This window comes from Kitasatospora sp. NPDC049258, assembly GCF_040678895.1.
Classification (GTDB): Bacteria; Actinomycetota; Actinomycetes; order Streptomycetales; family Streptomycetaceae; genus Kitasatospora.
Genome location: NZ_JBFAQT010000003.1, coordinates 32,007 through 57,797, shown reverse-complemented (window position 1 = coordinate 57,797; position 25,791 = coordinate 32,007). Strand labels below are relative to the sequence as shown.

The following is a 25,791-nucleotide window of genomic DNA, read 5'->3' as shown; positions in this document are numbered from 1 at the left end:
TTGGGCCTGACCGCAATTTGGCCGAGTGGCCCCCGTTCTTGCTCGACGCGGGTCCCAGTCCAGGCAGGTGGGTAAGACCGCAGAGGCGCCCGCCCCGGCCCCGACGGGCCTGGTTCTGAGCCCTGCCTTCTGCTCCGTCGTCCGCCCGTGCGGAGTGGAAGTTGGACCTTGCCCCGGCCGTAGCTCTTCGCCCCGGCGAAGCCCCAGCCGGGCGAAGACAGGAGGCGGGGCGCGCGCCGCAGGACGGCCGGCGCCGCCCCGCAGGCGCCGCACCCCGAAAATTGTGAGGCTACGTCGTGCCTTCCCCGTACGCTCCGCCCGCCGAGCGGAGCGAGGCGCCTTGAACCCGTAGGGAAAGCTTCTACTCCCGCGCGTTGGCCCGGTCCGCTAGCTCCAGCAGCTCAGGCGGAGCGCCCCGGCCAGCCACGAGGGCTAGTTCTCGAATCGTCGCCCTAGCGGCTACGTGCGTTCGAAGTGTCTCCGGCGCCAGCTCTTCAGCCCGAAGCAGGCAGTCCAGAGCCTCACCTGCATGGCGGCGCTGGGCGTGAGCGCGTCCCAGGTCCATCAACAGCCGGGCTCGCCGTTCCGGCGAAAGGCTGCTCGCATCGATGCTCTGCCCAATGTCGAGCGCCTCTCCGGCATCGCCCAAGTCCACCGCCGTCGAAACAGCTTGGATCTCGACATTCGTCGGCCCGAACTCCAGGTTAAAGTCATTCCGGTCTTCGCCCAGCTGAGCGGCAACGCGGCGCGCGTTGCGAAGCTGTTCGCGAGCCTCCTCTCGCTGGCTAGCTCGAGCCGCAACCAACGCCAGCACAAGATGCAGGGAACCGAGCACTGACAATGCTTCAGGATCCGGGGTGTCCACCGAGGTATGCCTCTTGAGCACCGCGACCGCACTGCTTGCAGCATGCTCCGCTTGGTCAAGATGCTTGAGTCGGACGAACGCCTGCGCCAGCCGGAAAATGCCTGCGAAGACGTGAAGGGGCCGCGCTGAGTGCTCTGCCGCCCGGATTGCACGATCGGCCGCGACCCACGCCGCGTCCGCCTCGTCCTGCCGCACGAAGGCCGCCGCCAGAGCCTGGTAGCTCTGGCTTAGCAGCTCGTACATCTCCGGCCGGTCCTTGGGCGCGGCCGTACGCACTGCGCGCTCCAGCCGCGGCACGACCCGCCCGAGCGCCGTGCTCAGCTCGGAGAACCGTGCCGCGTGGGTCAGGTCCCACACCTCGGCCACCGCCACGCTGAGCTCGGCCAGGGTTGGCTGCTCGCTGGCAGCGACCGGACCCAGCAGCACTCCGAGCGCCGGGTGGCCCGAGATCAGTAGGCGGGCCTCGTCGAGGTCGTTCGGCTGCTCCTCCACGGACGGCGGCACCGGTGCGGTCTGGGGGGCGTCCGGCCGGAGCACCTGCACGGAGACGCCCAGCCCGTCGGCCAGCAGCTGCAGCACGTCCAGCCGCACGACAGGCTGAACCCCTCGCTCAACCTGCGACACCCAGCTGGCCGTCCGGTTGATCGCTGCGGCGAGTTCATCCTGCTTGAGACCGCGCTCCTTCCGAAGCTGTGCGACCCGAGCCCCGAAGACCCGGCGGTCTTCCGGTGTCATCGCGCTTCGCCGGCCTGAGCCGGGCGCTTGCCTGCGGCCTCATCCAGGAACGTGACCTCGAAGGACTCCAGGTACTGGCCGCGCTCGGCCAGGAAGTGCTTCACGTGGGGTTGTTCCTCGTGGAGGTCGAAGGCGGCCCGGTCCGCGTACAGCTCGTAGAACACGCGCACGCGCGGCTCGTCCGGCACGCGGTGGTTGACGTAGACCAGAGTGCCCGGCTCGTACGCCTTGATGCCTTCAAGCGCCGCTGCCGCGAGGTCGTCAAACGCTCGCGCCGCGCTCTCGTCGCGGGCGGTGAAACGCACTACGAGCGCAAAACCCATGGTCACAGCTCCCCTGTCAGGTTGGAGCACCAGTCTTCCACGGTCGCTGAATCTCTGCGAGTAGCAGATTCTCTTGACTCGCAGATTCTCTGCGAGTAGCTTCGCAGTGTCACACCGAGTGAGACAGGGGTGACACAGAGGGGCCTTCTTTGGGCTGCTCTGAGCTGCGCGAATGCGCCCGGAAGTCGGCTCCTGCGGGGGCGGGCCAGGGAAGCGCTCGTTCTCTGACAACGCTGCCGTCCCACGGCCCTCGGAAGGGGCCGCGCGGTGGCGGGCCTGGCGGTCACGTCCGGCCCCATCGAGCTACTGATCACACGCGGCCGGCCCTCTCGGGATTCGGCCGCGGTCCTCGACCACGGGCTGTTTGGGCCGGTGGTCCCTTCTGCCCGAAGTGCGGGGCGGCTTCCTGACCTTGGCCGGGAGAGAAGCCGCCCCGCCGGGCCCTCAACCTAGGAGAAGGACCCGTGAGACTGATTGTTGCAGGCCAGGAAGCCGCCACGGCTTCCGAGTTCGCCGAGCTGGCCCTCGGCATCGACGTGGAGCTGTTCGCCGGCCCCGCCGTCGAGTCGGACACCGACAAGGTGGTCCGGCTCGCGGTGGCCCGGGACGTGCTCCGCGACCTGGCCCCCGAGCCCGCCCGCTACGCCCGCGCCCTGCTGAACACCGCCGAGCGCCGCCGCGCCCAGGTGTGGAAGGCGGCCGCGTGATGACCCGCTTCGTGCGCCGCGGCCTGCGCGGCACCAACCGACCCCACCTGACCGCCTCCCCTGCCGGGGACGCGGTGTTCACCCCGCCGGAGGCGGCCGGATCCCTGCCGGGCGCCGCCTGCACCGGCGTCGACCCGGACCTGTTCTTCCCCGAGGACGACGCCGACGACTACGGCTTCTGCGTCCTGCGAGCCAAGGACATCTGCGCCGGCTGCCCGGTCCGCGAGATGTGCCTGGCCCTGGCCATGGAGCGCGGCGAGAAGCACGGCATCTTCGGCGGCCTCACCCCCTACCAGCGCCGCCTCCTGGCAGACCGGCAGCGGAAGCAGGCGGCCTGATGACCACCACCGCGACCGCGGACACCGTGCAGGCCGACGAGGCCCTGCGCCGGGTCCGCGAGAACGCCGCCCGTCTGGCGGAGCGGGTCGAGCGGCACGCCGCCGACCTCGACGCCTGCCACCGCGCCGAGCGCGCCGCCACCCCGATGCCCGCCCGGATCGGGGGTGCGCGGTGAAGCCCCGCCGGATGGACGTCCTGGCCTGGCTGGCCATGGGCGCCGCCGTCACCGTCTCCGCCCACGGCGAATGGGCCTTGGCCGTCCAGTCCGGGTTCCACCCCGTCGTGGCCGCCGGCCTCCCGCTGGCGCTCGACACCTACGCCCTGCGCGCCCTGCGGGCCGGACGCGAGGTGTTCCCGCCGGTGCTCGGGATGATCGCCACCAACGCCGCCGCGCACCTGCTCGCCGCCGGAATCCTGCACCCCGGCTGGCAGCTCATCGCGCTCGTCTCCGCAATCGCCCCGCTCGTGCTGTGGCGAGTCCACGTGCTCCACACCAAGGACGCCACCGAGCCCGCCCCGGCGGACGGGCGGTTGCCGGAGCCGGATCTGCCGCCGCTGTGGGCCGAGCCCGTACCCGCGGTACCCGGCCCGGCCGGGGTGTACCCGGCGGCCGTACCCGCCGTACCCGGGCCTCACCCGGCCGCTGTACTGGAGCCTGTCGTGGCCCCTGTTGAGGCAGCGCCGGAGCTGCTGTTCATGCCGCTCCCGGCCCGCCCCGCACCCGCCGCGGACCCGGAGCCTACCCGCCCGCACCACGTGGACGGGTACGTACCCGAGGACGACGAGTACACCGGATACACCGCCCCTGACCAGCAGGAAGACCCGGGCACGGTGGATGAGCTGCTGCCGGTGGCGGCGGCGCGGTTCGCGGGTGTACTCGCCAACGGCGGCCTGCCGTCGGTGCGTACCCTGCGCGCCGAGTACGGCATCGGCCAGCCCCGCGCCCAGCGGGTACGCGACGCCCTCCGGCCGCTCGTCGGCGCCAAGGTGGTACCCGCGTGAAGCGCCGGTCCGAGGCGCCGGCCGCCACCGGGCCGGGGTGTATCCCGACGTTCCGGTGGCGGCAGGCCCCCGACGGGTACGCCACCCGCCGGCAGCTCCGCAAGCGCGGTCTGCGGCCGGGCGGGCAGCCGGTCGCCGCGCAGATGTGCTGGCGCTCGCGCTTCGGCGGCACCGCCACCGCGTTCCTCTACCGCCTCGACCTCGCGGCGCCGGTCCGGCCGATGACCCCCGCCAGGCAGGCCGCGCTCGCCAAGGCCAACTCGGCTCGCCGCTGGTGCCCGCAGTGCTCGCGCGACGCCGGTTACGTCCTGCCCGCCCGGTACGGCACCTGCGTGCCGTGCGCGGACCGGCTCGGCCTCACGGCCTGAACATCCCACCACTGAACGGGAGATGCACCATGTCCGACACCACCGTCACCACCGCGGCCGCCGACCGGACGTACGCGTGGATCATCACGCTGCAGGCCTGGATCGGCAACGGCACGCTGAGCGTGTCCACCACCGACGGCAACTACACCCCGCCCGCGGGTGCCACCCGCGCCGACGCCTACCGGGCCATCCGGGAGTCGGTGACCCGGCAGAAGCCGGAGCTCGCCAACGCCAACACCATGTTCTTCAGCCTGGAGCCCAACCAGCTCTGACCACCACGGACCAGCGCCACCCCGGGACGGCCGCTCCTGCCGGCAAGCTGACCGGCCGTCCCGGGCCTCCGAATCCCTCCCTGAAGAGAAACCGGAGTTGCCATCATGGCCGAGCCTCCGACCGTGGTCGAGGTCACCGCCCAGCCCCTCCCCGCCGTCCCGCCCATGCCCACCGCCCCGCCGACCGCGGGCAACCCGCCGGTGGCCCCGGTGCCGGGCCTGCCGCTCGCGGTGGCCGCCGCGAACGCGGCCGGCGCCGTCGCCACCGGAGCCTTCGCCCTCGGCGGCCCCGCATCCCTCGCGGTCGCCGGTGTCGCCGCCGGCGCCCTCGCGGCCCGCTCCCTGGCTCGCTGCGGCCACCGCAACCGCACCAACACCTCCACCCGCAGCGGCAGTCCGGCCGGACCCGCCACCGGCGGGGGACGCGGCACCGTCCCGCGTGCGTCCACCGGGCTCGGGCAGGTGCCCGGCACCCGGCGAACGTCCGCCGCCGCCGGTGGTGGTGGGGTGCCGTGGGCCGGGCAGGCCCGGCCGAGCGCGTCCGGGCTGCGGGCCGCCGCCCGCACCGCCCAGCACCGCACCACCCCGACCGCCCCCAGCGCAGCCCAGCCGCAGACCGCGACCGCCACCCCGGCCACCGGGGCCGTCCCGGTCGGCGCCCGGCGGGCCGCCGCCGGTCCCGCGAGCACCGGCGGCGGCCGGCCGGGAGCGGGCACCACCACCAGGTCGTCCGGCCGGTCCGCGGCCGGCCACCGGGCCGGTGCCGACAGCCGTTCCGGGTCGGGTGGTTGGCGTCAGCCGGATTGGGTGGCCCGGTCGGTGGCGAAGGGCGCACGGGGCAACGAGCCCGTTCGCCGCGGCAGTCCGGGAGAGCGCTGGCCGGAGGCGTCCGCCGGCCGGGCGGCGAGGATCGCCGCCCGCACCGAGAAGCGCCTGATCAAGGGCCACCAGCGCGCGTTGCGCAAGGCCGGTCTCGACCCGGCCACCGGCCTCACCGCCACCGCTGCCGCCAAGGCCAAAGCGAAGGGCGGGAAGCCGTCCGCCCCGGTGGTGTCGACGCCCGAGCAGCAGAAGGCGCTTCGCCGCTCGGCGTGGCGCTACCGGGCGCGGATGGCCGGCGCGGTCCTCGGCACCGGGTTGGTGGGGCTGGGGTCGGTATTGGCGGGCAACTGGCGGCACCGCGGCATGGTCGCCTCCCACCTGCGCCGCACCTGGCGGCACCTGGCCGGCCGCGCCCGCACCGCCCGCGAAGCACGGGACGCGGCCATCGCCGGGGCCGACCTGGCCGCCGTCGGCGAGGTGCCGGTGCCCGCCGAGACCGTGAACGACCCCGCCCGCACGACCGAGCCCACCACCGCGGCTCCCGAGAGGCAGGCGGTGCAGGAACCGACCGTCTGGACACCGACCCGCGTCATCTTCGGCTGGCGCCCCCAGGAGGCAACCATGTCCGACTCCCAGTCCACCGTTCCCGCGTTCTCCCTCTCCTCCGCCGCCGACGTGATGCTTCAGGCCGCCTCCACCTTCGACCCCGAGTACATGACGGAGTTCGAGCAGCTGGTCAACGACCTGCCCACCGCGTTCCTCACCATCCAGGACGTGCTGCGGGTCCTCGCCGAGCTGTCCGCCGAACGCCTGCCGGTGGACCCGGCGGTGGTCGAGGAGATCGGCGAGGGCTACCGCGCCATGGCCAAGGTCATCGCCGCCCTCGAAGAGGTCCCCGTCATCTACCGCCGCGTCCACGAAGCCGACATCGAGCGGATCGAGAACCCCCGCAACGGCCTCGACGGCGAACGCCGCTGGAACGTCCAGTAACCCCCGGCGTCCCGCCGCTCGTCCCCGGGCCGCCCACCCCACGGTGGGCGGCCCGCTCCCTCCCCCCTCCACCCTTCGTGAGCAGGAGAGAAGCACGATGACCAACCCCAAGCACCCCAAGTCCGGGGTGCGGATCGACTGGAAGGCCGGACACGGGATCCTGTCCGGCACCGTCAACGGCACCCTCGGCGCCCTCACCACCGCGAGCCTCGGCCACGCCACCGGCATGCCCGCGGGCTGGGCCCTCGCCGCCGGCGCCGCCGGGGCGATCGGCACCCTCGCCGCCGGGATGCGCCGCCGCCTCACCGGCGCAACCCTCACCTTCCGCGGGGCGTGCTGGCTCACCGCCGGCGGCTGGTCCTCCTGGGCCATCGCCCACGGCGGCCCCTGGACCTGGCCCCACCTCGGCACCCTCACCGCCGCCGGAATCGCCGCCGGCACCCTCGCCGTCGGGTTCGCCGCCCACGAGGAGATCGAGCAGGAATCCCGCCGGCACATGCTCCTGATCGGCGCCCGCCGGCAGATGGGCGCCGAATGGACCGCCCGCATCAAGCGGGTCTGCAACGTCGACGTGGTGGTCCTCGGGATCGAGCACTGGCCCTCCGGCGCCGGCTACACCGTCGAGGTCGAACTCCCCGAGGGCGGCACCACCCGACGGGCCATCACCGACCGCACCGAAGGCCTCGGCGCCGACCTCGACCTGCCCGAGGGCTGCGGCCTGGCCACCATGCCCGGCATCTCCCGCCGGCGGGTCCTCATCATGGTCACCACCCGCAGCCTCGCCGGGACCGAGCTGCCGTTCCCGGTCGAGGACCTGCACGAGACCACGACGGTGAACAACCCGGTGCCGGTCGCGCTGCTGTCCACCGGCGAGCGCGCTGAGCTGGACCTGCGGCAGGCGTCCACGATCGTCACCGGCCCCACCGGCTCCGGCAAGACGAACTGGCTGCACACCCTGATCGCCCTCCTCGGCCAGACCAACGACACCCTGGTCTGGGTGATCGACCTCAACGCCGGATCGATCGGCCTGCCCTGGCTGAACGCCTGGCGCGACGCCCAGACCGGCCGGCCCGGAACCCGCTGGGCCGGGGCGGACATCCCCACCCCCGGCGTCGACTGGGTCGCCTCCACCCCCGCCGAGGCCAAGCGCATGCTCGGCGCGGCGGTACGGATCGCCAAGCGCCGCAAGACCGCCTACCAGGACGCCATGCGCGACGCCAACGAGGACAAGCTCCCCGTCGGCCCGAACGTCCCCGAGATCGTCATCGTCATGGACGAAGGCGCCGAGGTCGCCGCCACCCGCGAGGCCAAGGCGGTGCTCGCCGGAATCTCGGAGGTCATCCGGATCGCCCGCGCCATGGCCATCCGGGTCGTCGTCTCCGTCCTGCGCGTCACCCAGGACGTCATGCCCGACCCGCTGGTCCGCAAGATGGCGTCCAACCGGGTCGCCACCGGCGCCTACGAGGACTCCGAGCTCGGGCACCTCTTCGGCTGGCGGGCCCTGCGCGCCGAGGACTCGTTCTCCGGGCCGGGGTCGCTGCTGGTCGGCACCGAGGGCAAGCAGCCCACCAAGGCCCGGCAGTGGCGCATCACCCCCGGCCAGATCGAGGACATCACCGCCCTCACCTCCCACCGCCGCCCCGCGCTGGACGCCCCCTCGCTCGACGCCGCGGGCATCGACTACACCGAACGCTGGCAGCTGGAGCGCTGCGGCCACCTCTGGGAATCCACCACCGTCCCCGCCGGCGGCCAGCCCGGCAGCACGGAGCAGGCGGCCGGCAGGGCGGAGCAGGGGCTCGGCACCGGTCCGCTGCCGGGCGGGTGGAAGGCCACCGCCGGATGGGACCAGCCCGCCGAGGCGCCGACGGACGAGCTGGAAAGCCTGTGGCTGCTGCCCGCTGCCGACGAGCCGGGCAGCGCGACGGCCACCGACTGGTCCGACCCCAGCACCTGGTCCAGCGGCCGCGAGCAGGACACCCCGGAGGAACCCGGCGCCCGCGAAGCAGCCCTTCTGCTGCTGATCAAGGCCGGACCGCAGGGCACCGGGGCGTCCGCCATGGAACGGGTCCTGAAGCCCGAGTTCGGCACCACCCGGCAGACCATCAACGGCTGGCTCAGGGAGTGGACCGAGGCAGGAGAGACGGTCCGCACCGGCTCCGGTACGGCAGCGCGCTACGTCCATCACACCCACGTCCCCAAGCCTCCCGCCAAGGGCTGACACCGCCCCCGCTTGTCGCTTGTCATCTCCACCCGCCCAGGGGCCCCGTGCGCTTGTCGCATGGCGCGGATACCCCCTGTGACCTGGGAGGCGACAAGCGACAAGCGACAGACGACAAGTGCCAAGCGACAACCAACGCGACAAGCCGCAGGCCGCCTCTCTGCGGCCTGCCACTGGTGCCACGTGATGGCCCACAACCCCGATCCGAACCGGCACCCGAAAGGCCACCGCCGTGATCGTCTCCGTCTCGCTCGCCGTCCTGCTCGCCATCGTCAGTGTCCTGCTGATCCGCGGCCGCCGGGCGTCCATGCCGACCGCCGCCGCGCTCTGGCTGTCGGGCTTCACCCTCGCCTCCACCGGCGTCGCCGGACCCGTCAACGCCGCCATACAGGCCGCCGTCGGACTCATCTCCCACCACTGACCTCCCGGAGGGCACCGAAATGAACACCACCCAGCAGCACACCCCGGCGGTGCTCTACACCGCCGACGGCCAGCCCTACTACCTCCCCGGCCCGGCCCCCGTCGCCCCCCTGATCGCGCACCAGCCCACGCAGCTCCCACACCTGGCACACCAGCAGGCCCCGACGGCCGGACAGAACCACACCCCGGTAGCGATGTTCAACGAGTTGCCGGGGCGCGACCCGTGGCCCGCCCGGCTGCTGGCCGGCGGGATCGGCACCGGCGCCGCCGGCCTCGGAGTCGGCTACATGCTGCAGGCCGTCGCCCAGGCCGCCACCGGCCTCGGCCTGCTCGCCGCCGTCCTCGCCCTCTCCTGGCTGCTCAAGAACAGCGTGGGCAGCAACGGCGCTGGCGGGCGGGGCGCGGTGAACGTCCACGTCACCACCCACAACCGCAACCGCTGAACGCCGGGGCCACCGGCCCCGGACAGCACGAAACCCCGCAGCAGCCGGACGACCTTGCCGGGTGACACCGGCTGCTGCGGGGCGATCCGCTCCCGTTTCCACGAGACCGAAGGACACCAGCATGCCCGAGTTCGGCCCGCACACGCTCGCCGTCACCGACGACAGCTACGACAGGTCCCGCGCCTCCGACGGGGACTCCCGCTACGGCGCCTACCTCGCCCTCCACCCCCACCTGCTGAACGACGATGGCGAACCGCTCCGGCCCGTCAGCTTCGCGGCCGTCGCCTGGATGGTCGCCACCAGCCCCATCATGGCCCCCGGCTACGTCCGGGTCCGCCCCGACCTGCACGCCATCACCGCCGTCATCACCGACGATGGCCGGCTCGCCCTGCGGATCACGGTCCCGCTCCGCCACCACGCCCTCACCCACCGCCCCGGCCGGGTCCTGGACTGGCAGCGGGAGCACAACCCGTGGGCGGACCAGCGCTGGGCCGCGCTGGAAACCCCGGAACCGTCCGACCGCACCGCCGTTCTCGTGACCGCCGATCTGATCGTCCCCGTGCCGGACCGACTCCTCATCACGCCCGGCACGACCCGGCCCGGCCCGGCCATGACCCGCGCCGCCAAGGCCGCCGTCCGCGCCCTGGCCGGCATCGCCAACGCCAACACCCACCTGGTCGCCGACCTGACCGGCGGCGCCCGGTGACCACCCAGCACCACACCGACCCGCACCACAACGTCATCCCGTTCAACCCCGAACCCGCCGAGGTCATCACCGCCGAACAGGCCGTCATCGGCGCCGCTTTGCTCGACCCAACCCGGATCCCCGCCCTCGCCCAAGCCCTCGGTGGTGACCCCGGGGTGTTCTACCGGCCGGCGCACGAGACGATCTGGCGGGCCATCACCCGGATGGCCGGTGCCGGGCAGCCCATCGACCCGCTCCTGCTCACCGACGCCCTGCGCGCCTCCGGGGACCTCGCGCGGGTCGGCGGCGCCGCCTACCTGCACGGGTGCGTGGACGTGACGCCGACCGCCAGCCACGGCGAGTACTACGCCGAGCTGGTGCAGGTCGGCGCCCGACGCCGGCGGATCTCCAGCGGCGCCGGCCGCATCGCCCAGCTCGCCGGCGAACACACCGCCGACCTCGACGGCATCCGCACCGCCGCCCTCGACACCCTGCGCGCCCTGGACGAAGGCGAGGCCTGGTCCACCCCCGTCGTCCTCGGCTCGCACGGCGCCCTGCCCACCTTCCCCGTCCACTCCCTCCCCGCCTGGGTCGCCGAGCACGTCGCCGCGGTCGCCGAGTTCACCCAAACCCCGCCCGACATGGCCGCCACCATGGCCCTCGCCGCCCTCGCCACCGCCGCCGGCGGCCGGGTCCACGTCCAGATCCGGCCCGGCTGGAGCGAGCAGACCAACCTGTTCCTCGTCTGCGCGATGCCCCCGGCCAGCCGCAAATCCGACGTGTTCGCCGCCATGACCGCCCCCATCTACCGCATCGAGGACGAGCTGCGCGAGGAAGCCCGCGCCCGGATCATCGAGGCCCAGACCGCCAAGGACACCGCCGACGCCGAGGTCGAAGCCCTCATGAACCGGGCCAAGAAGGCCGGCGACACCGTAGACCGCGCCCACCTGGTCGCCGAGATCTCCGCCGCCCGCATGCTCGCCGACCAGATCCAGGTCCCGCCCACCCCGCGACTGACCGTCTCCGGCGACATCACCCCCGAACCGCTCACCCACCAACTCGCCATCCACCGCTGCCTGGCCGCGCTCTCCCCCGAGGGCGACCTGTTCGACATCATCTCCGGCCGCTACAGCGCCAAGCCCAACCTCGGCGTGTTCCTGCAGGCCCACAAGGGCGAACGCCTGCAGACCGACCGCATCACCCGCGAGCAGCCCACCGTCGACAAGCCCGCCCTCACCATCGGCGTCACCCCCCAGCCCGCCGTCCTGCAGGAACTCGGCGCCACCCCCGGCGCCCGCGACCGCGGCCTGCTCGCCCGCTTCCTCTACTCGCTGCCGCCGTCCAACCTCGGCTACCGCAAGACCCGCACCACCGCCGTCCCCGAACCCGTCGCCCGCGCCTACGACACCAACCTCGCCACCCTCATCCGCACCCTGGTCGACCTGCCCGAACCCGTCACCGTCCCCTGCGACCCGGCCGCCGACCTCGCCGTCGAAGGCCTGCAGGACCGCCTCGAAGTGCAGCTCCGCCCGGACGAGCCGCTCGCCCACATCCGCGACTGGGCCGGCAAGCTCGTCGGCCACACCGTCCGCCTGGCCGGCCTGCTCCACCTCGCCGACCACCTGTCCACAGGCTGGGGACAACCCATCGCCCCGGACACCATCGCCCGCGCCGCCGAGATCGCCGACTACTTCACCGCCCACACCCTCGCCGTCTTCGACCTCATCGCCGCCGACCCCGCCACCGAGGACGCCCACGCCGTCCTCGAATGGCTCCGCCGCCCCAAGCAGGACGGCACCCACCGCCAGCACATCAAGGCGTACGACGCCGTGGCGTCCTCCCGGCGGTTCAAGAAGGTCGCCGACGTCGAACCTGCGCTGAACCTCCTCGAACAGCATGGCTACCTCCGTACCGACCAACCAGCCGCGACCGGCCAGCGCGGACGCCCCAGCTCCGTCACCTACCGTGTCCACCCCTCCCTGACCGCACCCGCCGACAGCCAGACCGGCCCGTAACCGTCAGGGAAGTCAGGACAAACCCCTGACCAGCACGAACAACTCCGGACACCCCGTCAGGAGAAGTCAGGGATGTCAGGAGAACCCACCCCTTTCCCTGACATCCCTGACAATCCCTGACGCCCCGCCAGGACCCAAATCCGCAGGTCAGCGATTTCCCCTGGCATCCCTGACACTTTCCCCCCTCCGCCCCCGCCCGCGGGCGGTCCCCGTCACACCCCGCAATCGCCATCCGTCCTCTCAAACGGAGACCCAGCCATGCCCAAGCAGGAGTACCTGAAGCTCCCCGCCGTCCTCGAAGAGCTGGAGATGTCCCGCGCCGCGTTCTACCGGATGCGCGCCCGCGGCAAGGGCCCGAAGCTGACCAAGCTGCCGAACGGTCAGATCCGCGTGAGCCGGGCCGCGCTGGACGCCTGGTGGGCGTCGTGCGAGGCCGCCGCCTGATGCCGACCTCGTACAAGGTGCAGTTCTGGGAGCACCGGGTCCGCCTCGACCGGCGCAAGCCCTACATGGTCCGCTGGGTCGTCGGCGTCCGGGAGTTCTCGGAGTCCTACCTCACGAAGACCCAGGCGGACGGCCGCAAGGCCGAGCTCATCACCGCCGCGCGGGCGGGCGAGCCGTTCGACCTCGACCGCGGCCTACCCCTCTCCGAACTGCGGAAAGAGAAGCAGGTCACCTGGTACCAGCACGGCCGGAGCTACGTGGAGAAGCGCTGGGAGGGAGCCCCCGCCAAGACCCGGACCACGTGGGCCGACGCGCTGGCCACGGTGACGTTCGAGCTGGTCCGCACAAAGGCCGGCATGCCGGACAAGCGGCTGGTGCGGCGCGCGCTGTACAGCTGGGCCTTCAACGTCAACCAGCGCGACACGGAGCCGCCACCGGAGATGGCGAAGGCGCTGGCCTGGGTCGCGAAGAACTCCGTGATGGTGGCGGAGTTCGAGGACCCCAAGATGATGCGCCGGATGCTCGATGCGCTGGCGGTGAAGCTGGACGGCAAGAAGGCGGCGCCGTCGGTCATCCTCCGCAAGCGCCGGATCCTGCACCACATCCTCGGCCACGCCGTCGAGGAGGGGCTGCTGACCACCAACCCGATGCCGCTGGTCCAGTGGCAGCCGCCGGACAGCGAGGAGGAGGTCGACCCCGGCGTGGTGGTGAACCCCGAGCAGGCCATCGCACTTCTCGACGCAGTCGGGCGGCAGGGGCGGCGCGGACCACGCCTCAAGGCGTTCTTCGGGTGCCTCTACTACGCCGCGATGCGGCCGGCCGAGGTCATCCACCTGAAGCGCGACCGGTGCATCCTGCCCGAGCAGGGGTGGGGCCGCCTGGTCCTGGACGGGAGCCGGCCGCGCGTCGGGTCGTCGTGGACCGACGACGGCACATCCCACGACACTCGCGGGCTGAAGCACCGGGCGGTCAAGGCGACCCGGCCCGTCCCGATCCCCCCGGAGCTGGTCGCGCTGCTGCGGGACCACATCGACGCGCACGGTGTCGCGCCGGACGGCCGGCTGTTCCGCACCTCGCGGGACGGCATGGTGCAGGAGAGCGGCTATGGCGCCGTGTGGGCGAAGGCCCGCGCCGAGGTGCTGTCCCCCGCCGACTGCGTCACAGCGCTGGGCAAGCGACCGTATGACCTGCGTCACGCGTGCGTCTCACTCTGGCTGAACTCCGGGGTCGACCCCACCGAGGTCGCGCGCCGCGCCGGCCACAGCGTCGCGGTGCTCTTGCGGGTCTACGCGAAGTGCCTCCACGGCACCGAGGACTACGCGAACGAGCTGATCTCCAAGCGGCTCGGCCGCGGCGCCGTCCCGCCTCAGCTCCCACGCCGCACGGACCTCGCCTGAATCTGGTCCGTGGCTGGTCCGGACGCGCTGGTCAGGGCCGGGATTCCGGCGGGATCAGGTGAGACAAACCAGGCAAATCACCCATCCGATACGCCATGCGTTCGAACACAACAGAAATGGCCCCTGGCCTGCGTTTCCGCAGATCAGGGGCCGTTCCGTTATCCGGTGGCTGGTGCAGGGTTCGAACCTGCGTAGCTTGCGCGACAGATTTACAGTCTGCTCCCTTTGGCCGCTCGGGCAACCAGCCAGGGATGGTGTCTCGCGGGGGGCTGCCCCGTTCGACGTCGTAAACGATACCTGATGGACGGGGGTGCTCCGCCACTCGATTGGTCACGTGGTGATCAAGGGCGGGTCGTGGCTGTCGGCCGCAGGGCGGGGGCACGGCTGGATAGGCTGGGGTGGCGGCCGTCCGGGAGGGTGGCCCCTGACCGTGAAGCCAGTACCGCAAGGAGACCAACACCCATGGCCGACTCCAGTTTCGACATCGTCTCGAAGGTCGAGTGGCAGGAGGTCGACAACGCGATCAACCAGACCTCCCGCGAGATCTCGACCCGCTTCGACTTCAAGAACGTCGGCGCCGAGATCAAGCGCTCGGGCGAGAAGATCGAGATGAAGGCCAACGGCGAGGAGCGCGTCAAGGCGATCCTGGACGTGCTGAAGGACAAGTTCATCAAGCGGAACCTGTCCCTGAAGGCGATGGACGCCGGAGACCCGCAGCTGTCCGGCAAGGAGTACAAGATCTCCGTGGACATCAAGGAAGGCATCACGCAGGACGATGCCAAGAAGGTCGCGAAGATCATCCGTGACGAGGGCCCCAAGGGCGTCAAGGCCCAGGTCCAGGGCGAGGAGCTGCGGGTCAGCTCCAAGTCCCGGGACGACCTCCAGGCCATCCAGGCCCTGCTCAAGGGCAAGGACCTGGACTTCGCGATCCAGTTCGTGAACTACCGCTGACCCTGGCGCCCCCAGGGCGCGGCGCAGCCCACGAGGCCCCCGGACCAGCTGTGGTCCGGGGGCCTCGTGGCTGTTGCCCGCAGCAGGCCTACCGCCGCGCGGTGAAGTCGGGCACGGCCCGACTGCGGTCGACCGCGCCGGCGGCCCCGGTGACCTTCTTGACCAGGGCGGCCACGTCCTCCTGCGCCTTCCTCAGCGCGTCGGCGGCCTTCGCCGGCAGGACGACGGGGGCCTCGACAGCCGGGCCACGCGGCGCCTGCCCGGCCGGTGCGCGCCCGGCCGGTGCGTGCCCGGCAGGCAGCTGCGCGGCCGGGAGCTGCGCGGTCGGGAGCTGCGCGGTCGGGGCCGGCAGGTCCACCGGTGCGTCCGGCACGTCGACGGGCAGCTCCGGCAGGTCGACCGGCAGGCCGCCGAGCAGCGCCGTGACGGCGGCCGTGAGCTCGTCGACCTTCTTCTGCAGGTCCGCCAGGTCCGGGGTCCCGGTGGGCGAGGTGACCAGCGAGAGGATGCTGTTGACCAGGCCGAGGACGCTGCCGAGCGCGCCGCCGAGGGCATCGCGGGGCTGCGCCTGGTTCATGGTGGCCGTCGAGCGGACCGCGACGGTACGGGTGGTGGTCGCGGGGGCGGCGGCGGCCGCGTACGCGAAGTCGACGGTCGCCAGGGAGACTGAGGTGAGGCCCACTGCTGCAGTCAGCGCGGCGGCCGTCCGGATGGCACGCATGGGAAAGCTGTTTCCTTTCGGTGGAGTTCAGGCATCTCGCCTGCACCACACGTTGGGCCACCCCCCGTACCCCGGCCACCGCTTGTACGCCGAACGGTGCGTGACCCTTCGTAGGCGTCGGCCCCGCCCCGTCGGCCCCGCCCCGCCGCACCCCGCCCCGCCGCACCCCGCCCGTCAGCCGCCGGCCGCGATCCAGTCCTCCATGTGCCGGCGCCGGCCCAGGCCGACGGTCTCGAACTCGTCCAGTCCCGGCCCGCCCTGGGCCCCTAGCCGGCGCAGCGCCCGGGAGATCGGGGTGCCCTCGGCCGGGTTCGGGCCGTCCTCGCCGAGCTGGAGCGGTCCGAGCGCGATCCGGCCGTCGATCCAGACCGCGGCGCTCTGGCTGCCCTCACCCCCGAAGTAGGCCGCTTCCAGGTAGGCGATCGGGGCCGACTGGGACCATGCCTCCAGCCTGCGGCCCAGGCCGCCGGGGAAGTAGGAGAAGCCCGCCTGCCCGGCACCGGCCGGCTGGTGCAGGGCGGTGTGCAGCCGTTCCGTCATGGGGATCAGCGCGAGGCCCTGCTCCAGCCGCACGACCCGCGCGACCGGTACTTCCGCCGCCACCACGTGGAGCAGTTCGGCGGTCGCGGCCAGCGCGTTCAGTTCGTATGACATCTCATCATTCTCCGCATCGGGCGAGCCCGGGGCAGGAAATTAATCGAACTGGCTATCCAGCGGGACGACCTGTGGCAGCGGCGCCCCACCACCGGACACGGCTGCGGCCCGGCCGGCCGGTACGGCAGAGTGGACCGGGTGACGAGGACCGCGCACCGCCCCACCCCCGAGGAACTGGCCGCCGCCCAGGACACCACCATCCCGGACGTCGCGGCGCCCGGCCTACGGGTGCTGTTCTGCGGCATCAACCCGGGCCTGTGGTCGGGCGCCACCGGCCGGCACTTCGCCCGGCCCGGCAACCGGTTCTGGCCCGCCCTGCACCGCTCCGGCTTCACCCCGCGCCTGCTCGGGCCCGACGAGCAGCAGGAGTTGCTCGCACTCGGGCTCGGCATCACCAACGTGGTGGCCCGGACCACCGCCAAGGCGGCCGAGCTGACGCCCGAGGAGTACCGGGTGGGCGGCGCCGAGCTGGTCGCCCGGGTGGAGCGGCTGCGGCCGCGGGCCCTGGCGGTGCTCGGCATCGGCGCGTACCGGACCGCCTTCGGCCGGCCCAAGGCGGCGGTGGGGCCGCAGCAGCACGTCATCGGCGCGACCCAGGTCTGGGTGCTGCCCAACCCCAGCGGGCTCAACGCGCACTACACGCTGGACGGGATCGCGGCCGAGTTCCGCACCCTGCGCGAGGCGGTCGCGGACTGAGCGCCCCCACACCTACCCACACCCGCAGCCGCAGCCGCAGCCGCAGCGACACGACTCCTAGCGCCGACGCAGCCCCGCCGGCAGCGGCGTCGAGCGCAGCTCCCGGATCAGCGCCCGGACGGCGGCGGTGCCGGCCAGCTCCGGCGTGGTGACGTAGCCGACCTGCCGGGTGGGCGGCTCCGGCCCCAGGTCGGTGACGGCCAGTCCCGCCGGGGCGCCGAGCAGGGTGAGCCTGGGCATGATCGCCATGCCGATCCCCTGGGCGACCATGGACAGCACCACGCTGTCGTCCTCGGCCTCCACGGTCGCGGCCGGGATCCAGTCCTGCCGGTCCCACCAGGCGCGGGTGTAGGAGCCGCAGTTCTCGTCCCAGTCGATCAGCGGCAGGCTGCGCGGCCGGTCCCGCCCCTGCGGGTGCGCGAGCGCGTACGACTCCTCGAAGAGACGGACCGCCAGCAGCCCCGGGACCCGGGTGGTGTCCGCGTCGAGCGTGGCCAGGCCGAGGTCGGCGCGGCCGTCGGCGACCTCGCCGGCGGTGCCCCGGCCGAGTTCCCGGACGATCCGGACCTGCGGGGTGAGCGCCGGGTAGCGGTCGGTCAGCCGGGCCAGGACGGCCGGCAGCAGGTGCGCGGCCACGCTGCGGAACGCCGCGATCCGCAGCACCCCGGCGACCTGCTCGGCCTCGCTCGCCCGGGCGTCGGTGCGGATCGCCTCCAGCAGTCGCAACACCTGACGGGCGTGCGCGGCCACCCGCGCGCCCGCGGCGGTGGGACGGGCGCCGTACCGGCCGCGCTCGAAGAGCACCGCGCCGAGCTTGCGCTCGCAGGAACGCACCGCGTGCGAGACGGCGGACTGGGTCATCCCCAGGCCCACCGCGGCGGCGGTGAAACCCCCGGCCCGCTCGACGGCGACGAGGACGCGCAGCTCCTGCGGAGCGAGGTCGGTCATCCGCCGAACCTACCGCGATCCATGAAGACCGCTCATGGAAGGCCGCCTGCCATGAAGGCGCACCCCTGCCCGGCCCGCTCCCCCGCCTCCTACGGTGATCGCACACCCGCCACCCGCCACCCGCCACCCGCCACCCGCCAGGAGAACACCACCGTGTCCCGCACCCTGCACGCCGTCCACCAGGTCTCCCGCCCCACCGGTCTCCCCACCGCCGAGAACTTCGCCCAGGTCACCGAGGAGATCCCCGCGCTCGCGGACGGCACCGCGCTGGTCGAGAACCTCTACCTCTCGGTCGACCCGTACATGCGGCAGGAGATGGACGAGGGCGGCTGGGAGCTGAACGCCCCGCTGGAGGGCCGCGCGCTCGGCCGGGTGGTCGAGTCCCGCACACCGGCCCTCACCGTCGGCGAACTGGTCGCGCACCGCCAGGCCTGGCGCACCCACGCCGTGGTCGCCCCGGACACCGTGCGCCGGCTGCCCGACCTCCCCGGCGTCCCGCTCAGCGCGCACCTGAGCGTGCTCGGCGGCACCGGCCTGAGCGCGTACGTCGGCCTGACCAGGATCGCCCGGCTGCAGCCCGGCGAGGACCTGTTCGTGTCGGCGGCGGCCGGCGGGGTCGGCAGCGCGGCCGGCCAGCTGGCCCGGCTGCTCGGCGCCCGCCGGGTGGTCGGCAGCGCAGGCTCGGCGGCCAAGGTGCGCCACCTGACCGAGCGGCTCGGCTACGACGCCGCCTTCGACCACCACGACGCCCCGGTCACCGAACTGCTCCGGGCGGCCGCGCCGGACGGGGTCGACGTCTACCTCGACAACGTCGGCGGCGACCACCTGGAAGCGGCGATCGACGCACTGCGCGACCGCGGCCGGGTCGCCTGGTGCGGGGCAATCGCCCAGTACAACTCCACGCAGCCGCCCGCCGCACCACGCAACCTCTTCGACGTGGTCGGCAAGAGCCTGCGGCTGGAGGGCTTCCTGGTCCGCGACCACCTGGACGCGCAGCAGGAGCTGTACGCGTTCCTGGCCCCGCACATCCGCTCCGGCCGGGTGGTGCCGGACGAGACCGTGCGCGAGGGCTTCGACCAGGTGGTCGGCGCCTTCCTCGGCCTGTTCAGGGGCGAGAACACCGGCAAGATGATCGTCAAGCTGGGCGGGTGAACACCGGCCGTCAGACCAGCCGCCCGCCGCCGTCCACGTGCAGCACCGTGCCGGTGACGTACGGGTTGAGCATCGCGAACAGCACCGCCTGCACCAGGTCGTCCACCGAACCGACCCGACGGGCCGGGTTGCGCTCGGCGACCGTCCGCAGGAAGGCCTCCTTGCCCGCGCCCAGGCCGTCCCAGCTGCCGGTGTCGACGATGCCCGGCGAGACCGCGTTCACCCGGGCCGGGGCGATCTCCACGGCCAGCGCCTGCACCAGGAAGGCCAGCGCCCCGTTGGTCGTCGCCATCACCGTGCGGGCGGGCGCCGGGCGCCAGGCGGCGACGCCGGAGAAGAAGGTGAACGAGCCGCCCTCGGCGACCTGACCGCCCAGGTGCTTGGCCAGCAGCAGCGGGCCGATCACCTTGGCGTCGAACGCCCGCCGGACGGCCGCCGGCTCCAGCTCGGCCAGCGGACCGTTGGCCGGCATCGCGGCGGTCGAGACCAGGTGGTCGAACCGGCCGACCACGGCGGCCAGTTCCGCGATCGACGCCTCGTCCGCGAGGTCGACCTGCACCACCTCGGCCCGCCCGGCCGGCTCGCCGGCCAGCTCACCGGCGGTCCACTCCAGCTTGCGCGGGTCGGGGCCGGCCAGCACCAGGTCGGCGCCGGCGGCCGAGGCCGCCAGCGCGAGCCGGCGACCGGTGTGCGACCCGGCGCCGATCACGACGACCCGGCGCCCCTCCAGCGCACGCGGGCCGGGCAGGGCGGAGAGTGCTCGCAGGGCGGCGGTGGGGGCAACGGACTGGGACACGATGGATCGACTCCTCGAAAGCGGGGCACAGCAGTGCGGAACGGTCACCACGACCCTGTGCCCAGCAGCCCCCATGCGTCCAAGGCTTGTTTTCTCCGCCTGCCATAAACTCCCTGCATGGCGACGTTGCGACAGCTCGAATACCTGGTGACCGTGGTCGACACCGGCTCGTTCACCCGTGCGGCCGAGCGGCTGCACGTCACCCAGCCCGCCCTCTCGCACCAGATCCGAGCCCTGGAACGCAGCGTCGGCGGCCCCCTGCTGGAGCGCCTGCCGCGGGCCGTCCGGCTCACCCCGACCGGCCGCGCCGTCCTCCCGCACGCCCGGGCCGCGCTGGCCGAGGCCGAGCGCCTGCGGTCCGCCGCCGCCCGGGCGGCCGGCCTCGACGAAGGCGAACTGGAGGTCGCCACCGTCTACTCGGTGAGCATCGGCCCGCTCCCGGCGGTGCTGCGCAGCTGGCGGGAGCAGTACCCGGGGGTGCGGATCCGGCTGCGCGAGTACCCGCACGCCGAGCGGCTGCAGGCCGCGATGGCGGCCGGCGAGGCCGACCTGGCGGTCGGCCCGACCCCGGCGGGCTGGGAGGGGCCGGTACGGGAGCTGGGCGTGGAGGAGTTCGTGGTGGTGCTGCCGGCCGGCGAGCTTGTCACGGGCCCGGTCCGGCTGGCCGGGCTCGCCGAGCGCGACTGGGTGCACTACGCCCCCGGCAACGGGCTCGCCGAGGTGCTCGACCAGGCCTGCGCCAAGGCGGGGTTCCAGCCCCGGATCGCCGTCCGGACCGAGCAGACCGCCGCCGCACCGCTGCTCGCCGCCGCCGGCCTCGGGCCGGCCCTGGTCCCGGCCAACACGCTCCCGCCCGGCTTCGACGGCACGGTGCTGCACCCGCAGCCGCCGGTCCGGCGCACCCTGACCGCCTACACCCGCACCCGGCCGGACCGCCTCACCACCGCCTTCGCCGAACTGCTCGCCCGCGAGATCCGCGTCGGACGCACCCCCGCCTGACCCGACCTGGTCGACGTGCTCGGCCCCGTCGGCCGTAACGACGACACCACCGACGGCGAGAGCGTGTGCCGGAGCTCCTCCCCGACGCCGACGGCTACTTCGTCCACCGGCGGGGCAGCGACAGGTACTCCCTCTGCCTGCAGAGCCTGAACCGGAAGCCGGGCACGGTCCACGCCTCGTAGTCGGGCACCCGGGCCCGGCCGGCCTTCGCGCACTGCCCGCTTCTCGTGCCGCACGCTCCTGGTGCCGCACCCGCGAGCGGCACTCGGTCGCCCTACCCCCGGCCGCGCCGGGCCCGGGCCAGGATCCGCAGCGGCGCCAGCACCCCGTAGCCGACATCCCGGCGCAGCGCCCGCACCCCGGCCCGCTCCACCGCCGCCAACTGGTGCGCCATCAGCTCGGTCATCATCCGGCCCACCGCCCGCAGCCCCGGGTCCGCCAGGTCCACCACGTCCGCGGCGGCGTCCAGCGCCGCCCGGGCCCGCGCGCACTGGTCGGCCAGCAGCGCCCGCACCGCCGCACCGTCCCGCCCCTGCTCCAACTCGGCCCGGGTCACGCCGTGTTCGGCGAGCCGGTCGCGCGGGATGCACAGCCGGCCGGCGGCCAGATCACCCGCCAGATCGGCCAGGAAGTCCGCCCGCTGCGCGGCGTCGACGAACCGCCGCCAGCCGGCGGCCGCCGCCTCGTCGGGCCCGCCCCGGTACTGCAGACCGGTGAAGACCACCACCCCCGGCCAGGCGTAGGCGTCCAGGTAGGCCTGGAAGTCCCGCTCGGTGTCGAAGCCCGCGAACCCGGCCTCGGCCGAGGCCGCACCCGCCAGGAAGTCCGTCACCCAGCGCACCGGCAACTCCCGCACGGCCACCGCGTGCGCGTACGCCCGCAGCACCGGGTCCGCACTGCGCCCGGACTCCAGCGCCTCACCCACCCGGTCGGTCAACTCCTTGAGCCCGCGCTCCCGTTCCTGCGGCGTACCGCTCTCGGCGACATCGTCCACCAGGTTCATGAACGCCAGCCCGGCCGCCAGGTACGGCACCAGCGGCGGCGCGGCCAGCAGCCGCAGCGCCAGGTACGGGGCCTGCTCCCGCCGCAGCACCCGCCGGGCGGCGGCGGTGTAGTCGGCCCGCAGCGGAGCCTCGGTGATCTCCGCGGCGGTGAGGGTGCTGCGCCAGCTGGGCAAGGCGACCGGTTCTCCTTGAGGGGGGCGGGCGTCCCGAGCCGTCCCGGTGCGTCCCGCGGGTGCCCCGGGGTGCCCCGGAGGGCTTCCCGAGGCGTCGGACACCCGCCCACCGTATCCACCCGGGCGGGCCTGCCCCGCCGCCGGGTGGTGGTGCGGAAAACTGCTGCCCATGAGCGAGGACACCCTGATCGAGGCGGTACGCAGCGGGGACCGGCCGAAGGCCCTGGAGTTGCTGGCCGCCGGCGCACCCGCCGGCCCGGCCGGCCCCGGGGCACCGGCCCCGCTGGCCGTGGCAGCCGCGGCCGGCGACGGCCTGATGGCCGAACTGCTGCTGGAGCACGGCGCCGACCCCGACCAGGGCGCACCGCTGGCCCTGGCCGCCGAGCGCGGTGCCTTCGGGGTCGCCCAGGTGCTGCTCGCGGCCGGCGCCGACCCCACCGCCCCGGACTCCCAGGGCCGGACGCCCGCGGAGCTCGCCCGCCGCTGGCAGGGCCTCGACCCGGAGCAGGAGCTGCGCCGGCGGCTCGCGGCGGCCGGGCCCGGCACGGTGGCCGTCCACCGCGAGGAGCAGCCGGACGAGACCGGCCTGATCGTCGCCGAACGCACCGGCCCCGGGCCGGGCGGCCGGGCCGAGGTGGCCGAGGTGCAGGACGGGCACTCGGCGGTGCTCTGCCTGCTGGAGGAGTCACTCGGGATCGACGCCCCGTTCGAGGAGCTCACCGCCCGCGCGCTGGCCTGCCCGAGCTCCGAGCACCCCGGCTGGTGGGAGCCCGTCCGGCTGCTGCACCGCCGGGGCGGGGAGAGCGCCTACCTGGCGGCCGAGCGGCTGTGCGGCGACGAGCGGCCGCGGGCCAGGGAGTTCGGGGTCGACGTGCTGGCGCAGTTCGACTACCTGTCCCGGGAGCGGCCCTACGCGGAGCGGATCGTCGCGCTGCTGCGGCGGATGGCGGCGGCGGAGCAGGACCCGGAGGTCCTCCAGTCGGTGCTCGCCGGGCTCGGCCACCAGCGGGATCCGGCGGCGCTGCCCGAGCTGGCCCGCCATGTCCACCACCCGTACGCCCCGGTCCGGCACAGCATCGCGGTGGCCCTGGTCGGCCTGGTGCCCGGCGACCACGCCGAGGCGATGGCCGCGGTGCTGGCCCTGGTCGCCGACCCGGACGACGGCGTACGCGACTGGGCGGCCTTCGCGCTGGCCTCGGTGGAGGCCGACACCCCCGAGATCCGGGACACCCTCGCCGGGCTGCTGGCGGACCCTGCCACCCCGGTGGTCGCCGAAGCCGCCCGCGGCCTCGCCCACCGCGGTGACCCGCGCGCGGTCGAGCCACTGCTGCGGCTGCTCCGGGAGACCGACCCCGACGAGTACGCCTGGGACGTCGCCCTGGAGTCCGCCGAGAGCTCGGCGGACCCGCGCCTGCGCGACGCGGCCCGCACCGCCGCCGCCGGCACCTGGGCCGAACTGCGCCACAGCCCCTGACCCGGGCCCCGACGGGCGCCCGGGGCCGGATCACCAGCCGGCGAACCGCTGATCCGAGGAGACCACCTCGCGGCCGAGCGGCATCAGCGAGATCGGGATCATCTTCAGGTTCGCCCAGCCGAACGGGATCCCGATGATCGAGACGAACAGCGGAATGCTGGTCGCGATGTGCGCCAGCGCCAGCCACCAGCCTGCGAACACCAGCCAGATCACATTGCCGACGCAGGACGCCGCCCCCGCGTCCTCCCGCACCACGGTCGTCCGCCCGAACGGCCACAGCACGTATCCAGCGATGCGGAAAGAAGCAATGCCAAATGGAATTGTAATAATGAGGATGAAGCAAATGATTCCGGCAATTGCATACGCAATGGCCATCCAAATGCCGCAGAAGATCAGCCAGAGGACGTTCAGGATGCCTTGGATCACCGTCATGAGACCAGCCTCCCACGCACATCGCGGCCCCGCCTGCCGTTGACAGGGCTCCCCGTCCGGGCCGGTCGCCGTGCGGGACGGGGCACCGACGTGGCGATCGACCCGACCTGCGCCGGGGACGCCCACGCACTCGCTGCGCACCTTCCGCAGCTCTCGGTTCGCAGCGGAGAGCATCTCGCCGTTCGGTCGACCGGCTCACGCCACTACCGCCCGACCCGCGCGTGAAGCAGATGATTCCCGCGACTGCGTAGGCCATGGCCATCCGGACGCTGCGGAAGATCAGTCACAGGACGTTCAGAACGGTGTCCAGCACCTTCATGGTCCAAGCCCTCATGGCACGGCGTCCCCGTCAGGACGGGCTCCGGCCCCCGCCTCGTGGGCGCTGGCGGTCGCGCGGCCGAGCAGCACCGCGCGCTCGCGGCCGTTGCGGGTGAGCGCGGCCGCCCGCTCGAACTCCGCCGCGGCCTCGGTGTGCCGGCCGAGCCGGGCCAGCAGGTCGCCCCGGGCCGCGGGCAGCAGGTGGTAGGCCTTCAGCGAGGGCTCGTCGCGGAGCTGGTCGACCAGGTCCAGCCCGGCCTCCGGGCCGAAGGCCATCCCCAGCGCCACCGCCCGGTTCAGCTCGACCACGGGCGAGGGCGCCCGCTCGGCGAGGGCGGTGTAGAGCGCGGCGATCCGCACCCAGTCGGTGCCCGCCGCCGTCCGGGCCCGGGCGTGACAGGCCGCGATGGCGGCCTGCAAGGTGTACGGGCCGGGCGGCGTGGCCAGGCCCCAGGCCCGGTCCAGCGCGGCCAGGCCACGGTGGATGAGCAGCTGGTCCCAGCGGCCGCGGTCCTGGTCGAGCAGCAGCACCGACTCCCCGCCCGGCCCGGTGCGGGCCGCCGACCGGGAGGCCTGGAGCTCCATCAGGCCGACCAGCCCGTGCACCTCGGCGGCGCCATCCATCAGCCCCGCCAGCAGCCGACCGAGCCGCATCGCCTCCTCGCACAGCGCCGGCCGCATCCAGTCGTCGCCGGCGGTGGCCGCGTACCCCTCGTTGAAGATCAGGTAGACCACCTCCAGCACCGAGCCCAGCCGGGTGACCAGCTCGGCGCCCTCCGGCACCTCGTACGGCACCTCGGCGCGGGCCAGGGTCCGCTTCGCCCGGACGATCCGCTGCGCGACGGTGGCCTCGGTGGTGAGGAAGGCGCGGGCGACCTCGTCCGTCCGCAGGCCGCCGATCACCCGCAGGGTGAGCGCGGTGCGGGCCTCGGTGGAGAGCACCGGGTGGCAGGCGGTGAAGACCAGCCGCAGCAGGTCGTCCTCGATCGCGTCGCCGAGCGCCGGGGCGAGCTCCTCGGGGCCCGGCGGGCGCTCGCCCTCCAGTTCACGGCCGAGTTGCGCGAGCTTGCGCGCGTACCGCTGCTCACGGCGGATCAGGTCGATCGCACGGTGCTTCGCGGTGGCGGTCAGCCAGGCGCCGGGGTTGTCCGGCACGCCGGTCGTCGGCCACTGCTCCAGCGCCGCGACCAGGGCGTCCTGGGCGAGTTCCTCGGCGGCGGAGAAGTCACCGACCAGCCGGGTGAGCACGGCGGTGATCCGGGCCGACTCGATCCGCCGGAGCGCGTCGATCGCCCGCTCGGTGTCCTGCCGCCGGGTGGCGGCCCCGGCGGCAGGAGGTGGGATGTCCGAAGCTGCAGGGGTGTCCGAAGCCGTCACAGCCCCCATCAGAGCAGCTTCCGGCCCCGGACACCCGGGGAAGACGCGGGC

General features: G+C 73.7%; 28 protein-coding genes and 1 tRNA gene. 19 read left to right on the top strand and 10 right to left on the bottom strand.

Annotated features, from left to right (window positions below; all coding sequences use genetic code 11):
* Positions 1-361 precede the first annotated feature (361 nt).
* Complete coding sequence (locus tag AB0K43_RS03625) at positions 362-1,600, bottom strand: helix-turn-helix transcriptional regulator (protein WP_363635373.1); 1,239 nt, start codon at positions 1,598-1,600, stop codon at positions 362-364.
* On the bottom strand, positions 1,597-1,923 hold the full coding sequence (locus tag AB0K43_RS03620; protein WP_363635371.1) for an antibiotic biosynthesis monooxygenase: 327 nt from the start codon (positions 1,921-1,923) through the stop codon (positions 1,597-1,599). Before AB0K43_RS03620 ends, AB0K43_RS03625 begins: the two co-directional genes overlap by 4 nt.
* A gap of 464 nt (positions 1,924-2,387) precedes the next feature.
* On the opposite strand from AB0K43_RS03620, the gene AB0K43_RS03615 reads away from it, so the two are divergent.
* The 14 genes from AB0K43_RS03615 to AB0K43_RS03550 all read left to right on the top strand — a co-directional run bounded on the left by AB0K43_RS03615 (position 2,388) and on the right by AB0K43_RS03550 (position 14,045).
* The gene (locus AB0K43_RS03615) at positions 2,388-2,630 is read left to right on the top strand and encodes a hypothetical protein (protein WP_363635369.1); all 243 of its coding nucleotides are present in this window, start codon (positions 2,388-2,390) and stop codon (positions 2,628-2,630) included.
* Positions 2,630-2,968, top strand: coding sequence for a WhiB family transcriptional regulator (locus AB0K43_RS03610; RefSeq protein WP_363635367.1), 339 nt, complete (start codon positions 2,630-2,632; stop codon positions 2,966-2,968). Before AB0K43_RS03615 ends, AB0K43_RS03610 begins: the two co-directional genes overlap by 1 nt.
* Positions 2,968-3,144 (top strand): hypothetical protein, encoded by a 177-nt coding sequence (locus AB0K43_RS03605; protein ID WP_363635365.1) that lies wholly within the window; start codon positions 2,968-2,970, stop codon positions 3,142-3,144. The genes AB0K43_RS03610 and AB0K43_RS03605 overlap by 1 nt, the downstream gene beginning before the upstream one ends.
* An 11-nt stretch (positions 3,145-3,155) precedes the next feature.
* Positions 3,156-3,971, top strand: coding sequence for a hypothetical protein (locus AB0K43_RS03600; RefSeq protein ID WP_363635363.1), 816 nt, complete (start codon positions 3,156-3,158; stop codon positions 3,969-3,971).
* Positions 3,968-4,339 (top strand): RRQRL motif-containing zinc-binding protein, encoded by a 372-nt coding sequence (locus AB0K43_RS03595; protein ID WP_363635361.1) that lies wholly within the window; start codon positions 3,968-3,970, stop codon positions 4,337-4,339. The genes AB0K43_RS03600 and AB0K43_RS03595 overlap by 4 nt, the downstream gene beginning before the upstream one ends.
* A 29-nt stretch (positions 4,340-4,368) precedes the next feature.
* Entirely contained in the window at positions 4,369-4,611 is a 243-nt protein-coding gene (locus AB0K43_RS03590) for a hypothetical protein (RefSeq protein WP_363635359.1), read from the top strand.
* A gap of 105 nt (positions 4,612-4,716) precedes the next feature.
* Positions 4,717-6,423 (top strand): hypothetical protein, encoded by a 1,707-nt coding sequence (locus AB0K43_RS03585; protein WP_363635357.1) that lies wholly within the window; start codon positions 4,717-4,719, stop codon positions 6,421-6,423.
* Between the two features lie 97 nt (positions 6,424-6,520).
* Entirely contained in the window at positions 6,521-8,641 is a 2,121-nt protein-coding gene (locus AB0K43_RS03580) for a hypothetical protein (RefSeq protein WP_363635355.1), read from the top strand.
* 232 nt (positions 8,642-8,873) lie between these two features.
* Positions 8,874-9,062 (top strand): hypothetical protein, encoded by a 189-nt coding sequence (locus tag AB0K43_RS03575; protein WP_363635353.1) that lies wholly within the window; start codon positions 8,874-8,876, stop codon positions 9,060-9,062.
* A gap of 19 nt (positions 9,063-9,081) precedes the next feature.
* A complete protein-coding gene (locus AB0K43_RS03570) occupies positions 9,082-9,504 on the top strand; it encodes a hypothetical protein (RefSeq protein WP_363635351.1) in 423 nt (140 codons plus the stop codon).
* A gap of 121 nt (positions 9,505-9,625) precedes the next feature.
* Positions 9,626-10,210: a hypothetical protein gene (locus tag AB0K43_RS03565; protein WP_363635349.1), complete on the top strand. Its 585-nt coding sequence runs from the start codon at positions 9,626-9,628 to the stop codon at positions 10,208-10,210.
* A complete protein-coding gene (locus tag AB0K43_RS03560; protein ID WP_363635347.1) occupies positions 10,207-12,204 on the top strand; it encodes a DUF3987 domain-containing protein in 1,998 nt (665 codons plus the stop codon). Before AB0K43_RS03565 ends, AB0K43_RS03560 begins: the two co-directional genes overlap by 4 nt.
* A 258-nt stretch (positions 12,205-12,462) precedes the next feature.
* Positions 12,463-12,648 (top strand): helix-turn-helix domain-containing protein, encoded by a 186-nt coding sequence (locus AB0K43_RS03555; protein ID WP_363635345.1) that lies wholly within the window; start codon positions 12,463-12,465, stop codon positions 12,646-12,648.
* Positions 12,648-14,045, top strand: a complete 1,398-nt coding sequence (locus AB0K43_RS03550) for a tyrosine-type recombinase/integrase (protein WP_363635782.1) — start codon at positions 12,648-12,650, stop codon at positions 14,043-14,045. The genes AB0K43_RS03555 and AB0K43_RS03550 overlap by 1 nt, the downstream gene beginning before the upstream one ends.
* 166 nt (positions 14,046-14,211) lie before the next feature.
* Here AB0K43_RS03550 and AB0K43_RS03545 read toward each other — a convergent pair.
* Positions 14,212-14,292, bottom strand: a tRNA-Tyr gene (locus tag AB0K43_RS03545).
* Positions 14,293-14,507: 215 nt separating this feature from the next.
* On the opposite strand from AB0K43_RS03545, the gene AB0K43_RS03540 reads away from it, so the two are divergent.
* Positions 14,508-14,996: a YajQ family cyclic di-GMP-binding protein gene (locus AB0K43_RS03540; RefSeq protein ID WP_363635343.1), complete on the top strand. Its 489-nt coding sequence runs from the start codon at positions 14,508-14,510 to the stop codon at positions 14,994-14,996.
* Between the two features lie 88 nt (positions 14,997-15,084).
* Here AB0K43_RS03540 and AB0K43_RS03535 read toward each other — a convergent pair whose 3' ends face one another.
* The gene (locus tag AB0K43_RS03535) at positions 15,085-15,717 is read right to left on the bottom strand and encodes a hypothetical protein (protein WP_363635341.1); all 633 of its coding nucleotides are present in this window, start codon (positions 15,715-15,717) and stop codon (positions 15,085-15,087) included.
* A gap of 174 nt (positions 15,718-15,891) precedes the next feature.
* Positions 15,892-16,371, bottom strand: a complete 480-nt coding sequence (locus AB0K43_RS03530; protein ID WP_363635339.1) for a hypothetical protein — start codon at positions 16,369-16,371, stop codon at positions 15,892-15,894.
* Between the two features lie 138 nt (positions 16,372-16,509).
* Here AB0K43_RS03530 and mug point away from each other — a divergent pair, with 138 nt between their 5' ends.
* Positions 16,510-17,067, top strand: coding sequence for a G/U mismatch-specific DNA glycosylase (gene mug, locus AB0K43_RS03525; RefSeq protein WP_363635337.1), 558 nt, complete (start codon positions 16,510-16,512; stop codon positions 17,065-17,067).
* A 57-nt stretch (positions 17,068-17,124) separates the two neighbouring features.
* Here the strand turns inward: mug and AB0K43_RS03520 are convergent, their stop codons facing one another.
* Positions 17,125-18,015 carry a LysR family transcriptional regulator gene (locus AB0K43_RS03520; protein ID WP_363635335.1) on the bottom strand — a complete coding sequence of 297 codons (891 nt, stop codon included), beginning with the start codon at positions 18,013-18,015 and terminating at the stop codon, positions 17,125-17,127.
* 153 nt (positions 18,016-18,168) lie between these two features.
* On the opposite strand from AB0K43_RS03520, the gene AB0K43_RS03515 reads away from it, so the two are divergent.
* On the top strand, positions 18,169-19,167 hold the full coding sequence (locus tag AB0K43_RS03515) for an NADP-dependent oxidoreductase (protein ID WP_363635780.1): 999 nt from the start codon (positions 18,169-18,171) through the stop codon (positions 19,165-19,167).
* Between the two features lie 10 nt (positions 19,168-19,177).
* Here AB0K43_RS03515 and AB0K43_RS03510 read toward each other — a convergent pair whose 3' ends face one another.
* A complete protein-coding gene (locus AB0K43_RS03510; protein ID WP_363635333.1) occupies positions 19,178-19,963 on the bottom strand; it encodes an SDR family oxidoreductase in 786 nt (261 codons plus the stop codon).
* Positions 19,964-20,080: 117 nt separating this feature from the next.
* Between AB0K43_RS03510 and AB0K43_RS03505 the strand changes: the two genes are divergently transcribed.
* Positions 20,081-20,962, top strand: coding sequence for a LysR family transcriptional regulator (locus AB0K43_RS03505; protein ID WP_363635331.1), 882 nt, complete (start codon positions 20,081-20,083; stop codon positions 20,960-20,962).
* 274 nt (positions 20,963-21,236) lie between these two features.
* Here AB0K43_RS03505 and AB0K43_RS03500 read toward each other — a convergent pair whose 3' ends face one another.
* Positions 21,237-22,139, bottom strand: a complete 903-nt coding sequence (locus AB0K43_RS03500; RefSeq protein ID WP_363635329.1) for a squalene/phytoene synthase family protein — start codon at positions 22,137-22,139, stop codon at positions 21,237-21,239.
* Positions 22,140-22,308: 169 nt separating this feature from the next.
* On the opposite strand from AB0K43_RS03500, the gene AB0K43_RS03495 reads away from it, so the two are divergent.
* Positions 22,309-23,613 carry a HEAT repeat domain-containing protein gene (locus AB0K43_RS03495; RefSeq protein WP_363635327.1) on the top strand — a complete coding sequence of 435 codons (1,305 nt, stop codon included), beginning with the start codon at positions 22,309-22,311 and terminating at the stop codon, positions 23,611-23,613.
* Between the two features lie 30 nt (positions 23,614-23,643).
* Here the strand turns inward: AB0K43_RS03495 and AB0K43_RS03490 are convergent, their stop codons facing one another.
* A complete protein-coding gene (locus tag AB0K43_RS03490; protein WP_363635325.1) occupies positions 23,644-24,045 on the bottom strand; it encodes a YccF domain-containing protein in 402 nt (133 codons plus the stop codon).
* Positions 24,046-24,375: 330 nt separating this feature from the next.
* Complete coding sequence (locus tag AB0K43_RS03485) at positions 24,376-25,707, bottom strand: RNA polymerase sigma factor (RefSeq protein WP_363635778.1); 1,332 nt, start codon at positions 25,705-25,707, stop codon at positions 24,376-24,378.
* Positions 25,708-25,791: the final 84 nt, after the last annotated feature.

Bases quoted from the DNA above. Each gene is read 5' to 3' on its own strand.
- AB0K43_RS03625 (WP_363635373.1), bottom strand. From the start codon at position 1,600: ATGACACCGGAAGACCGCCGGGTCTTCGGGGCTCGGGTCGCACAGCTT.
- AB0K43_RS03620 (WP_363635371.1), bottom strand. From the start codon at position 1,923: ATGGGTTTTGCGCTCGTAGTGCGTTTCACCGCCCGCGACGAGAGCGCG.
- AB0K43_RS03610 (WP_363635367.1), top strand. From the start codon at position 2,630: ATGACCCGCTTCGTGCGCCGCGGCCTGCGCGGCACCAACCGACCCCAC.
- AB0K43_RS03605 (WP_363635365.1), top strand. From the start codon at position 2,968: ATGACCACCACCGCGACCGCGGACACCGTGCAGGCCGACGAGGCCCTG.
- AB0K43_RS03600 (WP_363635363.1), top strand. From the start codon at position 3,156: ATGGACGTCCTGGCCTGGCTGGCCATGGGCGCCGCCGTCACCGTCTCC.
- AB0K43_RS03590 (WP_363635359.1), top strand. From the start codon at position 4,369: ATGTCCGACACCACCGTCACCACCGCGGCCGCCGACCGGACGTACGCG.
- AB0K43_RS03585 (WP_363635357.1), top strand. From the start codon at position 4,717: ATGGCCGAGCCTCCGACCGTGGTCGAGGTCACCGCCCAGCCCCTCCCC.
- AB0K43_RS03580 (WP_363635355.1), top strand. From the start codon at position 6,521: ATGACCAACCCCAAGCACCCCAAGTCCGGGGTGCGGATCGACTGGAAG.
- AB0K43_RS03570 (WP_363635351.1), top strand. From the start codon at position 9,082: ATGAACACCACCCAGCAGCACACCCCGGCGGTGCTCTACACCGCCGAC.
- AB0K43_RS03565 (WP_363635349.1), top strand. From the start codon at position 9,626: ATGCCCGAGTTCGGCCCGCACACGCTCGCCGTCACCGACGACAGCTAC.
- AB0K43_RS03555 (WP_363635345.1), top strand. From the start codon at position 12,463: ATGCCCAAGCAGGAGTACCTGAAGCTCCCCGCCGTCCTCGAAGAGCTG.
- AB0K43_RS03550 (WP_363635782.1), top strand. From the start codon at position 12,648: ATGCCGACCTCGTACAAGGTGCAGTTCTGGGAGCACCGGGTCCGCCTC.
- AB0K43_RS03540 (WP_363635343.1), top strand. From the start codon at position 14,508: ATGGCCGACTCCAGTTTCGACATCGTCTCGAAGGTCGAGTGGCAGGAG.
- AB0K43_RS03535 (WP_363635341.1), bottom strand. From the start codon at position 15,717: ATGCGTGCCATCCGGACGGCCGCCGCGCTGACTGCAGCAGTGGGCCTC.
- AB0K43_RS03530 (WP_363635339.1), bottom strand. From the start codon at position 16,371: ATGTCATACGAACTGAACGCGCTGGCCGCGACCGCCGAACTGCTCCAC.
- AB0K43_RS03520 (WP_363635335.1), bottom strand. From the start codon at position 18,015: ATGACCGACCTCGCTCCGCAGGAGCTGCGCGTCCTCGTCGCCGTCGAG.
- AB0K43_RS03505 (WP_363635331.1), top strand. From the start codon at position 20,081: ATGGCGACGTTGCGACAGCTCGAATACCTGGTGACCGTGGTCGACACC.
- AB0K43_RS03495 (WP_363635327.1), top strand. From the start codon at position 22,309: ATGAGCGAGGACACCCTGATCGAGGCGGTACGCAGCGGGGACCGGCCG.
- AB0K43_RS03490 (WP_363635325.1), bottom strand. From the start codon at position 24,045: ATGACGGTGATCCAAGGCATCCTGAACGTCCTCTGGCTGATCTTCTGC.